This window comes from Streptomyces cyaneofuscatus (assembly GCF_000718135.1).
GTDB classification, from domain to species: Bacteria; Actinomycetota; Actinomycetes; order Streptomycetales; family Streptomycetaceae; genus Streptomyces; species Streptomyces cyaneofuscatus.
The window spans coordinates 140837-154392 of sequence record NZ_JOEM01000013.1 but is presented as its reverse complement, the minus strand read 5'-3'; the positions used below and the strand labels follow the sequence as shown (position 1 = coordinate 154392).

General features: G+C 71.3%; 14 protein-coding genes and 2 pseudogenes. 5 read left to right on the top strand and 11 right to left on the bottom strand.

All coding sequences use genetic code 11. The annotated features are described in order from the left end of the window. Positions 1-37: 37 nt before the first annotated feature. The 3 genes and pseudogenes from IF17_RS0121900 to IF17_RS01000000136630 all read right to left on the bottom strand — a co-directional run bounded on the left by IF17_RS0121900 (position 38) and on the right by IF17_RS01000000136630 (position 1767). Entirely contained in the window at positions 38-433 is a 396-nt protein-coding gene (locus IF17_RS0121900) for a hypothetical protein (RefSeq protein WP_051884087.1), read from the bottom strand. Between the two features lie 250 nt (positions 434-683). Then, positions 684-893, bottom strand: coding sequence for a DUF397 domain-containing protein (locus tag IF17_RS0121895; RefSeq protein WP_030568504.1), 210 nt, complete (start codon positions 891-893; stop codon positions 684-686). Next, positions 890-1767: pseudogene (locus IF17_RS01000000136630) on the bottom strand (helix-turn-helix domain-containing protein). The gene IF17_RS0121895 and the pseudogene IF17_RS01000000136630 overlap by 4 nt, the downstream one beginning before the upstream one ends. 164 nt (positions 1768-1931) lie before the next feature. On the opposite strand from IF17_RS01000000136630, the pseudogene IF17_RS01000000136625 reads away from it, so the two are divergent. The 4 genes and pseudogenes from IF17_RS01000000136625 to IF17_RS0121875 all read left to right on the top strand — a co-directional run bounded on the left by IF17_RS01000000136625 (position 1932) and on the right by IF17_RS0121875 (position 4258). Further along, positions 1932-2368 (top strand): annotated as a pseudogene (locus IF17_RS01000000136625) (ATP-binding protein). Continuing rightward, positions 2365-2520, top strand: a complete 156-nt coding sequence (locus IF17_RS1000000139005; RefSeq protein ID WP_157851166.1) for a hypothetical protein — start codon at positions 2365-2367, stop codon at positions 2518-2520. Before IF17_RS01000000136625 ends, IF17_RS1000000139005 begins: the two are co-directional and overlap by 4 nt. 174 nt (positions 2521-2694) lie before the next feature. Next, positions 2695-3723 (top strand): hypothetical protein, encoded by a 1029-nt coding sequence (locus IF17_RS0121880; protein ID WP_030568502.1) that lies wholly within the window; start codon positions 2695-2697, stop codon positions 3721-3723. A 61-nt stretch (positions 3724-3784) separates the two neighbouring features. Continuing rightward, complete coding sequence (locus IF17_RS0121875) at positions 3785-4258, top strand: GNAT family N-acetyltransferase (RefSeq protein WP_030568500.1); 474 nt, start codon at positions 3785-3787, stop codon at positions 4256-4258. A 35-nt stretch (positions 4259-4293) separates the two neighbouring features. Here IF17_RS0121875 and IF17_RS0121870 read toward each other — a convergent pair whose 3' ends face one another. The 6 genes from IF17_RS0121870 to IF17_RS0121845 all read right to left on the bottom strand — a co-directional run bounded on the left by IF17_RS0121870 (position 4294) and on the right by IF17_RS0121845 (position 9585). Further along, positions 4294-4770: a GNAT family N-acetyltransferase gene (locus IF17_RS0121870; RefSeq protein WP_030568498.1), complete on the bottom strand. Its 477-nt coding sequence runs from the start codon at positions 4768-4770 to the stop codon at positions 4294-4296. Positions 4771-4836: 66 nt separating this feature from the next. Continuing rightward, positions 4837-5622, bottom strand: coding sequence for an SDR family NAD(P)-dependent oxidoreductase (locus IF17_RS0121865; protein WP_030568496.1), 786 nt, complete (start codon positions 5620-5622; stop codon positions 4837-4839). Further along, entirely contained in the window at positions 5619-6785 is a 1167-nt protein-coding gene (locus tag IF17_RS0121860; protein WP_030568494.1) for a serine hydrolase domain-containing protein, read from the bottom strand. Before IF17_RS0121860 ends, IF17_RS0121865 begins: the two co-directional genes overlap by 4 nt. Before the next feature lie 146 nt (positions 6786-6931). Further along, positions 6932-7723: an energy-coupling factor ABC transporter ATP-binding protein gene (locus IF17_RS0121855; RefSeq protein ID WP_030568492.1), complete on the bottom strand. Its 792-nt coding sequence runs from the start codon at positions 7721-7723 to the stop codon at positions 6932-6934. Then, positions 7711-8472, bottom strand: coding sequence for a cobalt ECF transporter T component CbiQ (cbiQ, locus tag IF17_RS0121850; RefSeq protein ID WP_030568490.1), 762 nt, complete (start codon positions 8470-8472; stop codon positions 7711-7713). Before cbiQ ends, IF17_RS0121855 begins: the two co-directional genes overlap by 13 nt. A 51-nt stretch (positions 8473-8523) precedes the next feature. After that, positions 8524-9585, bottom strand: a complete 1062-nt coding sequence (locus tag IF17_RS0121845) for an energy-coupling factor ABC transporter permease (RefSeq protein ID WP_030568488.1) — start codon at positions 9583-9585, stop codon at positions 8524-8526. 282 nt (positions 9586-9867) lie between these two features. Here IF17_RS0121845 and IF17_RS0121840 point away from each other — a divergent pair, with 282 nt between their 5' ends. Beyond that, positions 9868-10305 (top strand): SsgA family sporulation/cell division regulator, encoded by a 438-nt coding sequence (locus tag IF17_RS0121840; protein ID WP_030568486.1) that lies wholly within the window; start codon positions 9868-9870, stop codon positions 10303-10305. Between the two features lie 211 nt (positions 10306-10516). Here the strand turns inward: IF17_RS0121840 and IF17_RS0121835 are convergent, their stop codons facing one another. After that, positions 10517-12742, bottom strand: coding sequence for an MMPL family transporter (locus IF17_RS0121835; RefSeq protein ID WP_030568484.1), 2226 nt, complete (start codon positions 12740-12742; stop codon positions 10517-10519). Positions 12743-12872: 130 nt separating this feature from the next. Next, positions 12873-13445: a TetR/AcrR family transcriptional regulator gene (locus tag IF17_RS0121830; RefSeq protein ID WP_030568472.1), complete on the bottom strand. Its 573-nt coding sequence runs from the start codon at positions 13443-13445 to the stop codon at positions 12873-12875. Positions 13446-13556 lie beyond the last annotated feature (111 nt).

Genomic DNA, 13556 nt, shown 5'->3' with positions numbered 1-13556 from the left:
CCCTCGCGAGCCCGCAGACGCGATCGTGCGCGCTATTTCACTTCAGCGCGTACGCCGCAGCCTGTGCGAGGGTGCTCGCCGCGTCGGAACGTTCCGCCTTGGTCGACTTCTTGTCGGCCAGCACCTTGGCGGCGGCGGTGAGTATCTTCTTGCGGGGCCTGCCCGGCGATGCGGTCGGAGACTGGGCCAAGGCGCTGGCTGCGGCCTTCTTCTCGGACTTCGACCGCTTCTTGGACCGTACGACCTTGCCCGCGGCGGACGCCGGCCCGGACTTGGTGCTCTTGGTGTCGGCCGTACCGGCCTTGCCGGGGGTCTGCGACAACGTGCTCGCAGCGGCCGTCCTGCTGCTCTTCGACTTGCCGCCCCGAGCGGCCCGGCCCGCCGCTGAGGCGGCCTTCGGGCCCGTAGTGCCAGATGCCTTCGTCTTCGCCATGGCGCTCTCCCTGCTCGTCCGTCGGTTCTGTCGTCACCCCCGGGTACCCGAACTTCCCCACAAGGAACGGGTGGAAGCGCCGGGCCGGGTGATGCGGGCCCGGGCGGAGACCAGCTCGACGAAGACGAGGGAGTTGGAGTACCGCTTCCTCGATGAGGAGGACGAAGCGGTGGCCTCGTGGCACTTCAAGGAAATGCTCCGCGAAGAGGCCCGCCATCCCGGAGAGCGCCGTCATGTCCCTCTGGAGAGGTCAGTGCGCCGCGGCGTACGAGACGAAACCCGCCCACGCGGCGGGGGCGAGGGCGAGGGAGGGGCCCTGCACGTTCTTCGAGTCGCGGACATGCACAGCGTCGGGGGCCGTCGCGACCTCGACGCAGTCGTTGGGGTTGCTGCTGTCGCTGTAGCTGCTCTTGAACCACCGCAGCTCAGAGGCTTCCCCGACAGAGGGCCTGTAGGTCATGTCTCTCCCAGCACTTGCTCGATGAAGGCCTGGGACTCCTCCGGTGTGAGAGCCCGAGCCTGGGTGATGCCGTACCGCAGTTCAAGAATACGGAGTTGCTTCGGGTGCGAGATGGGCCTGCCCGCGAACTCGTCATCGGCCCGCCCGACAGCCGAGCCGTCAGCGAACTTCAGCACTTGAATCCGTCCGCCTGTTCCTGGGTGGTCCCACCGGGCGGTCGGCATCACCTGGATGTCCACGAAGGGCGACTCGCCCAGGCGAAGCAGGTTTTCGAGCTGTCGCCGCCACACCGCCACGCCGCCGATCGGACGGCGCAACGAGGCCTTTTCCTGGACGAAGCTGAGTTCGGGTGCGGGAGTTCGGCTGAAGATGGATTGCCTGGCCATGCGTCCGGCCAGAGCACGCTCCAGCTCGTCCGGGGACAGGACCGGTCGTCGCGTACCGAGCAGCGCCCTCGCGTACTCCTCGTCTGCAACAGACCGTGCAGATTGTGGCTGCCGTACGCGGCGAGCTCAACGGCCCTGGCCTCCAACCTCGCCAGGTCCCGGATCTTCTTCGGATACCGCACCTCCGCGATGTCCGCCTTCATCGCCGCGAGCTTGCCCTCCGCCCCCAGCACCCCGTCCGCGCCGTCCATGAACTCCGGGCGTGGGATGCGCCGGCCGCCCTCCACCTTGTAGATGAGGTCCTCGCTGTACCCCATCGCCGCCCCGAACTCCGCCGCCCGCATCCCCGCCGCCTCGCGCCACGCCTTGATCTGGCGGCCCACGGCGGCGACCACCACGGCGCCCGGCTCATCGTCCGGGTCGACCTCCCAGCCGGGCTCGTCCACCCCGGCGTCCCCGCGCTCCATACCGTCGCCAACCACGCTCATGCGAGCCCCACTTCCGACGTGCGTGCCGTTCTTCCCTCAACAGCGACCGTTCCCGGCACGTCACTCCAGACAGCCAGGACAACACGGGACAAGCCCCGGACACTCACCGTACGCAAGGGATCCGTCACTGTTCACGGTACGCAGAGGCGGCCACGCTGAGTGACATGAACCAAGAAATCCTCCGCACCCAACACCCCTCCACCGAACAGACGTTCAGCGTCCTGCTCTCCCTCACCCGCCGAGGCGCCCGGCTCGCCCGGCTGCTCACCGTGGCCCATCTCGGCGCCTGGGGGCTTTCGTCGGAGGCGGCCGCACAGATCGTCGGCGAGCTGGCGGCGAACGCCTCGGTCCACGGCCGCGTACAGGGCCGGGACTTCCAACTCAGCCTGGCCGTCAGCGGACAGAGGCTCCGGATCGAGGTCACCGACACCCGGGGCGACAGCGTTCCGCCCGGGCCGGGTGCCGTCAAGGCGCCCGAGGACGACCACGCGGAGAACGGACGCGGGCTCCTCATCGTGGAGGCCCTGGCGGACCCTGGGGCGTCGTCCCTGGGCCCGTACCGCGCAAGACCGTCTGGGCCGAGATCGACCTCGTACGGTGACGATCCCGACCGGGTCGTGCGCGGGCGCGATCCGGATTCCGGCACAAACCGCCCACCGGATCGTGCCCGGCCGCGACGCGGTGGCGAGCGACATCAACTACTTGAAGAACTACAGAAATAACCCCACCCAACCCACCCCGTCCCGCACCTGACGCACCCCGGGGGCGCGTCACCCACACGGGTGAGGTTTGCCAACTGAGCTGGATTTCACACCGGTTGGCAGGCATATGCTCACGCCAGCACCACCTCAGACATACGTCGGCCCCCGGCCGGGACTGCGAATCCCGATCGAGGGCCTGACCACCAAGGAAGAAGCAAGCTTCCCGATGGATACCTCGCAGAATACTGCGCTCGCGCGCGCCCTGACAGAGCTTCCCGGCCCTCTCCCGGCCCGAGGCGTGATCCACATCGCCATCCGGCACACCGACCGCTTCACCGTCGTCGGCAACCACCTCGCCCAGCACGCCGGCCTGAGCACGGTCGCCGTGGGCCTCGCCGTACGCATCCAGTCGCTCCCCCAGGGCACCGAGATCGGCATCAAAGCACTCGCCGCCCGCCTCCCCGAAGGCGAGAAGCTCATCGCCGCCGCCCTCCGCGAACTGGAAGCCCACGGCTACCTCCAACGGGCCCGCACCCGCCTGACCAACGGCCGGATCGTCACCCGCACGGTCTTCTGCAACCAGCCAGCGGCCCTGCTACGACCCCGATTTGCCGCCGCCCGACCGCAGCGGCCTCCCGCCGCACCGCAGACCCCGCCGCCGGCCCAGGATCCCGCACCCGAGCCCCCCGCACCGGAACCGGCCGCACCGCAGGCACCCGCACTCCCCGACGTACAGCAGGAGCAGGCACCGGAAGCGCCCGCCCCGCCGCAGGATCACGCCCCCTTCGTCGCGCTCGTCCCGCCGCCCACCGCACCCAGGCAGCCGTCCCCGCCCCTCCCCCAGCCCCGCGAACTCACCGCCGAACTGGACCGTGCGGCCACCGCGCTCCTCAGCGACCTCCGCCGCCACGCGCCCCAGCTCGTCCTCTCCGAGAACGACATCCGCCAACTCGCCCCCGCCGTAGCCGCCTGGCTGGAACGCGACACCCACCCCGACACCATCCGCCACGCCCTCACCAACGACCTGCCCCAGCCCCTCCGCCACCCCGCCAAACTCCTCAAACACCGCCTCACCGTCCTCCTGCCCCCACCCCTCCCCGGCGCCGACGACCTCGCCGCACCCGCCCGCCCCCGCATCGCCGTAACCCCGTTCCAGACCTGCGACGGCTGCGAACGCGCCTTCCGCGCCCCCACCCCCGGCCACTGCCGCGACTGCCGGAACGCTCACGGGCCCGCTCAGGCCGCCGCCGCCTGAGCGTGACGTCACTCGGCCTTACCGAGCGTGCTGCGGGCCGCGAGGACTACGCTCTCAGCCCATGACCACCACGCGCGGCGAAGACGGGAACAGGGACAAGAGCAAGGGCAGCGGCCGAGGCGACGGGTACGCGATCGACACCGACCCCGGCCGCCTCGACGTCGGCCTCGTGCACCACTGGCTCTCGACGGACGCCTTCTGGGCCCTGGGCCGCAGCCGCGCCACCGTCGAGCGGTCCATAGGCGGGTCGCTCAACTTCGGCGTCTACGGCCCCGACGGGGGCCAGGTCGCCTACGCCCGCGTCGTCACGGACCGGGCGACCTTCGCCTGGCTCTGCGACGTCTACGTGGCGCCCGCGCATCGCGGCCGGGGGCTCGGCGCCCGGCTGGCCACCGCCGTCCGCGACCACCTCGCTCCGTACGAACTCAAGCGGACGATGCTCGCCACGGTCGACGCCCACGAGCTGTACGCGAAGGTCGGGTTCGTCCCCGTGCCCGATCCCGAGCTGCTGATGATCCTGAGCAGCGAGCGGTAGGCGCCGAGCGGGCCGTCAGTGGGTGATGCCGTCGATCAGCTCTCCGCCCACTCCGCCACCACCTCCCCGTCCTCCTCCACCCCCGTCGGGCGGAAGCCGAGCGAGGCGTAGAGGTGGGCGGCGGCCTCGTTGGACGGGGCGTAGGAGAGGCGGACCGCCGTGCAGCCGGGACGGGCCGAAAGCCACGTCGACAGCGTGCGTACGGCGGCTGCGCCGATGCCCCGGGCCTGGTGGGCGGCGTCGATCAGCATGCCGCCCACCCAGTGCGAGCCGTCCTCGTCCCTCCCCCACATGATGTGGCCGGTCACCTCGTCGCCGGCCAGGACCGCCAGGGAGTTCCAGGTGTCCTCGCGGGCCGTCAGGACGAGGTAGCGGGCGGCCAGGGCCGGGACCCAGTCGCGCTGGTCGTCGCGGGGGGCGCAGTCGGCGACCGCCCGCCAGTTGTCCGCGTCCACCTCGTGGAGGGTGACGGGGCGGCCCGCCTTGTCGGTGTGTCCGTACGTGAGGATCATGCGGGGAGGGTAGGGCCGGTGCGCGACGCCGGGCCAGGGGATTTCCGTCCCCCGGCCACGAGGGGTCTACGGCTGCGCCATCGCCTGGCGGAAGCCCGTGTTCACCGCCAGGATCCCGCCGTCCACCCGCAGCGTCGTCCCCGTGATCCACGACGCGTCGGAGGAGGCGAGGAAGGCGACGGCGGACGCGATGTCCTCCGGGGTGCCGACCCGGCCGAGCGGGTAGAGCGCGGCGGCTCGCTCCAGTTCCGCGTCGCGGCCCGACCAGGCCGCCGTGCGGATCGTGCCCGGGGCCACCAGGTTGACCCGTACGCCGCGCGGGCCCGCGTGGCCCGCCAGCGTACGGGTCAGGCTCGCCAGGCCCGCCTTGGCCGCGCTGTACGCGTGGCCGCCGAAGTCCTGCTCGCCGTTGACCGAGCCGATGGTGACGATCGCACCCCGGCCCGAGGCCACCAGGTGCGGCAGCGCGGCGCGGGCGCAGCGGAAGGGGCCGGAGAGGGTGATGTCCAGGTCGCGTTCCCAGATCTCGTCCGACTCGTCCTCGAAGAGCCGCTCGTCCTGGCCTGCCGCGTACGCGTTGTTGACCAGGACGTCCAGGCCGCCGAAGGTCTCGACCGCGTACGCCACCGCCGCCTCCACCGCCGTACGGTCCGCCACGTCGCAGGCCAGGGAGTCGGCCGTGCCGCCCGCCTCGCGTATCGCCGCCGCCGTGTCGGAGGCGCGCCCGGCGTCCAGGTCGGTGACGAGGACCGAGGCGCCTTCCGCCGCCAGGCGGTGGGCCGTTGCCGCGCCGATGCCCTGGCCGGCGGCGGTGATCAGGATGCTGTAGCCGTCGAAACGAGGTGGTGTCATAGCGCCGACCGTACTGCTCTGACCAGCGCCTGGGCACGGGGGTCGGCGGTGACTCCCTTCTGGAGGCCGTTGGTGACGTAACCCAGCGCGATGCCGGATTCGGGGTCGGCGAAACCGAGGGAGCCGCCCCGGCCCGGGTGGCCGAACGAGCCCGGGCCCAGCAGCGGGGCCGCCGGGCCGTGCAGCATGTAGCCCAGGCCGAAGCGGGTGCTGACGACGAGGACCCGGTCCGGGCCCGCCGACTCCTCCGTACGGGCCAGAGTGAGGGTCGCGGGGGCGAAGAGGCGGCGGTGGCCGTCGACCGGGCCGATCATCGCGGCGTAGCAGTGGGCCAGGCCCCGGGCCGTCGCGATGCCGTTGGAGGCGGGGAGTTCCGCCGTACGGTAGGCGTCGTCGTTCTCGTCGGGCAGCGGGTCGATCGCGCCGAAGGCCCGGCGGGTGAGCGAGTCCGGGTCGCGGTAGGCGTCGACCACCGAGCGCTTGGGGCGTACGCGCAGGGCGCCGGAGGCGGTGGTGGTGGCCGGGGGCTCCACCGGGCCGATGCGGCCGATGCGGTGGGCCTCGTCCGCCGGGAGTCCGAACCAGAAGTCGAGGCCGAGCGGGCGCGCGATCTCCTCGGCGATCCAGCGGCCGATGGTGCGGCCGGTGGCGCGGCGGACCAGTTCGCCGATGAGCCAGCTGTACGTCTGGGCGTGGTAGCCGTGGTCCGTGCCCGGCTCCCACTCCGGGCGCTGCGCGGCGACGGCCGCGGGACCGGTGACCCCGTCGGCTGCCTCGGCGGGGGTGAGGGCGCGGTCCAGGGCCGGGACCCCGGCGCGGTGGGCCAGGAGGTCGCGGACCAGGACGCGTTCCTTGCCGTTCGCCTTGAACTCCGGCCAGTACGTGGAGACCGGGGCGTCCAGGTCCACCTGGCCGCGCTGGTGGAGGAGGAGAGGGACGGCGGCGGCGATGCCCTTGCCCGCCGAACGCACGATCTGGACGGTGTCGACGGCCCACGGTTCGGTGCCGTCCACGTCTCTCGTACCGGCCCACAGGTCGACGACCTTGCGGCCGTCCCGGTAGACGGCGACGGCCGCGCCGCGCTCGCCCCGCTGCTCGAAGTTACGGACGAAGGCGTCCCGGACCGGTTCGAACCCGGGGGCCACCGTGCCCCGTACGTCCACGTCCCCGCCTGCCTCTGTCCCCGCCGCCGCGCCCACGCCCTCGCTCATCCCCCCATGGTGCACGGCCGGGTGGGGTGCGCGGTGGGCGGGTCGCGGGTCTTCTCAGGCTGTCACGAGCTGTTTACGGCGACGGAACGGTGAGCAGGTCACGGCGACGGAACCGTCACCGACCTCGGGTCGAAGCCGAACGGCAGCTCCAGCCGGTGCGCCCGCATCAACTCCTCGTCGCAGAGGAGCTCCTGCGTACGTCCGTCGGCCGCGACCACTCCTTCGCTCAGGATCACCGCGCGCGGGCAGAGCTCCAGCGCGTACGGCAGGTCGTGCGTGACCATCAGCACCGTGACGTCCAACGAGCGCAGGATGTCCGCCAGTTCCCGGCGTGAGGCCGGGTCCAGGTTGGACGAGGGCTCGTCCAGGACCAGGATCTCCGGCTCCATCGCGAGGACGGTCGCCACGGCGACGCGGCGGCGCTGGCCGAAGGAGAGGTGGTGCGGCGGGCGGCCCACGTACTCCTCCATCCCCACCTGCTTCAGCGCCCGCAGGACCCGCTCCTCCAGCTCGGGGCCGCGCAGGCCGGATGCGGCCGGGCCGAACGCGACGTCCTCGCGGACCGTGGGCATGAAGAGCTGGTCGTCCGGGTCCTGGAAGACGATGCCGACCCGGCGGCGGATCTCCGCGAGGTTCCGCTTGGCCACCGGGAGCCCGGCGACGTGGACCGAGCCCGAGCCCGCCTCCAGGATGCCGTTGAGGTGCAGGACGAGCGTGGTCTTGCCCGCGCCGTTGGGGCCGAGGACCGCGACACGCTCACCGCGCCCCACGGTGAGGTTCACCCCGAAGAGGGCCTGGTGGCCGTCGGGGTAGGCGTAGGCGAGGCCGCTGACATCGAGCGAGGGGGCGGCGGTCCGGGCATCCTTCGGGGAGAGGGTCACAGGGTCCATCCCAGCAGACAGACCGCGAGCGCGAGTACGGGGAGGGCCGCCGCGTACGCCCACTGGGTCCGGTCCGCCGTCACCTCGTCCATCACCGGCATCGTGCCGGCGTAGCCCCGGCTGACCATGGCGAGGTGGACGCGCTCGCCACGCTCGTACGAGCGGATGAACAGGGCGCCCATCGAGGTCGCCAGGACGCCCCACTGCCGTACGCCGCGCGCCTCGAACCCCCGGGAGCGGCGGGCGATCGACATGCGCCGCATCTCGTCGGTGATGACGTCCCCGTACCGGATCATGAACGACGCGATCTGGACCAGCAGCGGGGGCAGCTTCAGCCGTTGGAGGCCCAGCAGGACGGCCCGCAGCTCGGTGGTGGAGGCCAGGAGCACCGAGGCGGCGACGCCGAGGGTGGCCTTGGCCAGCACGTTCCAGGCGCCCCAGAGGCCGGGGACGCTGACGGAGACGCCGAGGACGGTCGTCTGTTCGCCGGGCACCACGAAGGGCATGAGCAGCGCGAACGCGACGAACGGCACCTCGATGACCAGCCGCTTCAGCAGAAATCCGGCCGGGATGCGGGCCACCGCCGCGACGGCGGCGAGGAGTGCCGCGTACAGGCCGAAGGCCCACATAGCCTCGCGCGGGGTGGAGACGACCACCAGCACGAAGCCGAAGACTGCGGCCAGTTTGCAGTGCGGGGGCAGCCGGTGGACCGGGCTGTGGCCGTGCCGGTAGAGCTTGTGGGCGTGGCCCGCTCCCATGGTCAGACCTCTTCCCTGTCGGACCGCTCGGCGTGGAGGACCATTGCCCGGTCAGACGTTCTCGTGGTCGCGGGAGGTCTTCTCGGCGGACTCCTCCTTGCGCCGGCGCACCACCCAGAAGACGCCCGTGCCCACGACCACCGTGGCGCTGACGCCGATCACCCCGGCGAGGCCGCCGGAGAGCCGGGCGTTGGCGATGTCGCCGACCCCGTAGTCGGCGAGCGGGGAGTCGGCCGCGCCGTGCTCCTCCACCTTCTCGTCGATGCCCTGGTCGGCTGCGACCCGCTCCAGGCCGTCGGGGCTGGCGGAGGCGTAGAAGGAGACGAACCCGGCGAGGAGGAGGGCCGAGACCAGGCCGGTGATCCAGAACCCGCGGGTGGACCGGTGTGCGGCTGCGGGCTCGGGCTCACGGGTGGCGGCCGGGGCGTCGACCAGTTCGCCGTCGACCCGGAGCTTGAGCGGCGCGGCCAGGCCCTGGACGCCGTGGACGAGGTCGGGGCGGACGGCGAGGACGGCGCCGACGGTCAGCGCGGTGATGACCGCCTCACCGATCCCGATCAGGACGTGCACGCCGACCATGGCCGTGAACACCTTGCCGATCGGGATGTCGGTGGTGCCGCCGATCCAGTAGAGCAGCGTGAACGCGGCGGCCGACGCGGGTACGGAGACCAGGGCCGCGACGAACGCCGAGGCGGTCGCGGACCGGCGCGTACGCGGCAGGAGGCCGGTGAGCAGCCGGAACAGGCCGTAGGCGACGACGACGGTGACCACGCCCATGACGGTGATGTTCACGCCGAGCGCGGTGAGGCCGCCGTCCGCGAAGAAGATGCCCTGCATCAGCAGCACCACCGCCAGGCAGAGCACCGCCGTATAGGGCCCGACAAGGATCGCGGCCAGCGCCCCTCCCATCAGGTGGCCGCTGGTACCGGCGGCCACCGGGAAGTTCAGCATCTGTACGGCGAAGATGAACGCGGCCACCAGACCGGCGAGCGGCGCGGTGCGCTCGTCCAGTTCGCGGCGCGCGCCGCGCAGGCTGACGGCGACCGCACCGGCGGCGAACACCCCGGCGGCGACGGAGACAGGTGCATCGATGAATCCATCGGGTACATGCATGGGGAGGCTCCGCTTCCTGCGGTTCCGCACGGTGTCCGCGTCCGCGTGGACGCGGCTCTGCGGGCGGGGTCATGAACCCATCAATAATAGTGCTCTCCTGCGAACCATATGCAAGAGCTGGCGCCCGGCATCTGCGCCGCATCCACCGCCGGTGAGGCCCGATGAGGCCGGGCGAGGCCCTGACCCTCACCTCCTGTCACGGTGAGCGGACGCCCACCGTGCCACTTCCGTGAAATATGGGACATTAGAGGGCAGAACGACACATATAGGAGGAGCCGGCCCATGTCCCCTGTGATCGAAGAACATGCACGCGCCCGGCTCATCACCGATGGCCCTCTGACCCGCCCGGTCCCCGTCGACCTGCGCTACGACGCCACCGAGGACCCGCGCACCGTCCACATCACCCTGCCCGGCGGCACCGACTGGGCGTTCGGCCGCGACCTCCTGGAACGCGGTCTGCGCACCCCGATCGAGCGCGGCGCCGTCCGCGTCTGGCCCTGCGGCCGTACGCAGCTGATCGTGGAGCTGCACTCGACGGACGGGGTCGAGGTGTTCCAGTTCGAGATCAGGACGCTGATCCGCTTCCTCGCCCGCACCCGCGCCCAGGCCCCGGCGACCGCCACGCCGTCGGACGGGACCCCGGAGAAGCGCCCGTCCCGCACCACCCCGGCCGCCACCACTACCCGCCCGGAGCGGGGCGCGCCGGCGACCCGCGGCTGAGTCCGATCCGGCCGCAGGAACAGCGCACACGCAGAAGACCCCCGCGCTCATCGCACGGGGGCCTTCTGTGTGCCCCGGTCCCCCGTCCCCACAGGTAACCGGCGCTTCCGGGGCCGCGCTCCGCTCAGACGCGACCCCGGGGTTCAGGGGGACTCGAACGGCTCCGCGGAGTCCCCGCGTACTGCTGGATCCGTACAGACCCGGGCGAGGCTCAGACGCGTACGAGCTCGCGCTCGCCGCCGTCACCGCCGCCCTCGGCGTCGGCGGGCTCGTCCGTCAGCTGCTTCTGCAGCTTCTCGCCCTCCACGTCCACGTTGGGCAGCGCCCGGTCCAGCCAGCGCGGCAGCCACCACGCCTTCCTGCCCAGCAGGGCCAGGACGGCCGGCACGATCGCCATACGCACCACGAACGCGTCGAACAGGACGGCGATGGCGAGCGAGAAGCCGATCATCTTGATCATCTGCTCGCTGGAGCCGATGAAGCCGGCGAAGACCGCCATCATGATCACGGCCGCTGCCGTGACCACCCGTGCGCCGTGCTTGAAGCCGGTCACGATGGCCTGGCCGGGGCTCTCGCCGTGGACGTACGCCTCGCGCATCCGGGTGACGAGGAAGACCTCGTAGTCCATCGCGAGACCGAAGACCACACCGACCATGAAGATCGGCATCATGCTCATGATCGGACCGGTCTGCTCGACCCCGAAGAGAGAGCCGAGCCAGCCCCACTGGAAGACCGCGACGACCGCGCCGAGAGCCGCGACCACCGAGAGCAGGAAGCCGAGGGCCGCCTTCAGCGGGACGAGGATCGAGCGGAAGACCAGCATCAGCAGCAGGAACGCGAGGCCGACGACGAGCGCCAGGTAGGGCAGCAGCGCGTCGTTCATCTTCTGCGAGAAGTCGATGTTCATCGCGGTGGCGCCGGTGACCAGGACCTCGGCCCCGGTGTCCGCCTTGATGTCCTTGCCCGCGTCACGGATGTCGTGGACGACCTCCTCCGTGGCGTGCGAGGAGGGCCGGTCCTTCGGGATGACCGTGATCATCGCGGTGTCGCCGGCCTTGTTGAACGTGGCCGGGGTGACGGTGACGACACCGAGCCCCTCGATCTCGTCGCGGACCCGCTCGGCCGCGGCCTTCGCGTCGGAGCTGCCCTTGCCGTCCATGACGATCATCAGCGGGCCGTTGAACCCGGGGCCGAAGCCCTCGGAGAGGGTGTCGTACGCCTGGCGCTGCGTGGTCGACTTCGGCTGGGCGCCGTCGTCGGGCAGGCCCATCTCCAGCGAGGCGGCCGGTACGGCGATGACGCCGAGGCCGAGGACGCCGACCAGCAGGACCCAGACCGGCCTGCGCAGCACGAACCGCGCCCAGCGGGTGCCCATGTTCGGCTTGGCCTCGGGACGGCTCTCCGCCTCGGCGGCCTTGCGCGCCTTGCGGCCCATGACCCGCTTGCCCGCGAAGCCCAGCAGGGCGGGGACGAGGGTGAGGGCGATGACCACCGCGATCGCGACCGTACCGGCGGCGGCGAAGCCCATCTTCGTCAGCATCGGGATGTTGACGACGGCGAGGCCGACCAGCGCGATGACCACGGTGAGACCGGCGAAGACGACCGCCGATCCGGCCGTACCGACCGCCCGTCCGGCGGCTTCCTCGCGCTCCCGGCCCTCGGCCAGTTCGGCGCGGTAGCGGGAGACGATGAAGAGGGCGTAGTCGATGCCGACCGCGAGGCCGATCATCATGGCGAGCGTCGAGGTGGTGGAGCCGAGGTCCAGGGCGGTGGCGAGCGCCGTGATCAGCGAGACCCCGATGCCGACGCCGATCAGGGCGGTCAGCAGCGGCAGCCCGGCCGCTATCAGCGAGCCGAAGGTGATGACCAGGACGACGCCGGCGATGGCGACACCGATGATCTCGGCGGCCCCGGTGTGCGGCATGACCTGGAGCGCGTCACCGCCGATCTCCACCTTCATGCCGCTGTTCTGCGCGTCCTTGCCCGCGTCCTTCAGCGAGTCCGTCGTCGTGTCGGTCAGCTCCATGGAGTTGACCTTGTACGCGACCGAGATGTACGCCGTCGAACCGTCCTGGCTCACGGCCTGGGCCTCGAACGGGTCGGCGACCGAGGCGATCTGGTCGGAGCCGGACTGCAGCTCCTTGACGATGCCGGTGATCTCGCTCTTGTTGGCCGAGTCGGTCACCTTCTCGCCCTCGGGCGCCTTGAAGACGACCCGGGCGGTGGCCCCGTCGGCACTGGAGCCGGGGAAGCGCTGTTCCAGCAGGTCGAAGGCGCGCTGCGCCTCCGTACCGGGGATGGAGAAGGAGCTGGAGGTGGCGGTGGACGCGGAGGCCGCACCGAATCCGGCGAGCGCCAGCAGTGCCACCCAGATCAGGGCGACATAGCGGCGGCGGCGGAAGGTGAGCCGTCCGAGCTTGTAGAGGAAAGTGGCCACGGGGGCGTACTCCCGGTCAGGTCGTATGAGTGGATTTGGGCGTGAGGAACCGGCCCGACGACGAGAGCGGCGTGTCAGGGGTCAGGTGAAGCCTCGGGGAGAGGGCCGTGCGGGTGGTGCGACGGGGACGTCAGACTCCGAGGGCGGGGAGAACCACGGAATCCACGTAGTCGATGAGGAACGCCTGGTCGACCGGACGGTCCTCGATCAGCTGCCGGGCGGCCAGCGCGCCGACCAGCATGTGCGGGATGTATTTCAGCGCCGGGTTGTCCTGGCGCAGTTCACCCCTCTCCACCGCCCGTTGCAGCAGCTGGTCGAGGCCGGTCATCTCCGGCTCGATCAGCAGCTCGCGCAGGGCCTGGAGCAGCTCGGGGTACTCATGGACGGCATGGCTCAGACCCCGCATCAGCGCGGCGTCCTTCTCCATCTGGCAGTCGTCGGTCCGGCTCAGCGCGGCGTGGAAGTCACCGCGCAGCGAACCGGTGTCAATGTCCGCGAGGCTCCCCGGCTTGTTGTGCCGCAGCGCCTTCGCGACCAGCTCGGGCTTGGAGCCCCACTGGCGGTAGAGGGTGGCCTTGCTCGACCGGGTGCGGGCGGCGATGGCGTCCATCGTCAGGGCGTCGTAACCGACCTCGCGGAGGAGGTCGAGCACGGACTCGTAGAGTTCGCCCTCACGCTCGGGGGTCAGCCTGGTGCGTGCCATGTGCCGACCTCCTTCGTACGTCAGTCCATCGCTCCGGAGTTTCGCTCAGCGTCGAACGAAACTGTTTCGTACACCTGAACCGTACCCCTCCCGCCCAGCGAAACGAAATCG

Coding starts and splice junctions, on each gene's coding strand:
- IF17_RS0121900 (WP_051884087.1), bottom strand. CDS start 433: ATGGCGAAGACGAAGGCATCTGGCACTACGGGCCCGAAGGCCGCCTCA.
- IF17_RS0121895 (WP_030568504.1), bottom strand. CDS start 893: ATGACCTACAGGCCCTCTGTCGGGGAAGCCTCTGAGCTGCGGTGGTTC.
- IF17_RS0121880 (WP_030568502.1), top strand. CDS start 2,695: ATGGATACCTCGCAGAATACTGCGCTCGCGCGCGCCCTGACAGAGCTT.
- IF17_RS0121875 (WP_030568500.1), top strand. CDS start 3,785: ATGACCACCACGCGCGGCGAAGACGGGAACAGGGACAAGAGCAAGGGC.
- IF17_RS0121870 (WP_030568498.1), bottom strand. CDS start 4,770: ATGATCCTCACGTACGGACACACCGACAAGGCGGGCCGCCCCGTCACC.
- IF17_RS0121865 (WP_030568496.1), bottom strand. CDS start 5,622: ATGACACCACCTCGTTTCGACGGCTACAGCATCCTGATCACCGCCGCC.
- IF17_RS0121855 (WP_030568492.1), bottom strand. CDS start 7,723: ATGGACCCTGTGACCCTCTCCCCGAAGGATGCCCGGACCGCCGCCCCC.
- cbiQ (WP_030568490.1), bottom strand. CDS start 8,472: ATGGGAGCGGGCCACGCCCACAAGCTCTACCGGCACGGCCACAGCCCG.
- IF17_RS0121845 (WP_030568488.1), bottom strand. CDS start 9,585: ATGCATGTACCCGATGGATTCATCGATGCACCTGTCTCCGTCGCCGCC.
- IF17_RS0121840 (WP_030568486.1), top strand. CDS start 9,868: ATGTCCCCTGTGATCGAAGAACATGCACGCGCCCGGCTCATCACCGAT.
- IF17_RS0121830 (WP_030568472.1), bottom strand. CDS start 13,445: ATGGCACGCACCAGGCTGACCCCCGAGCGTGAGGGCGAACTCTACGAG.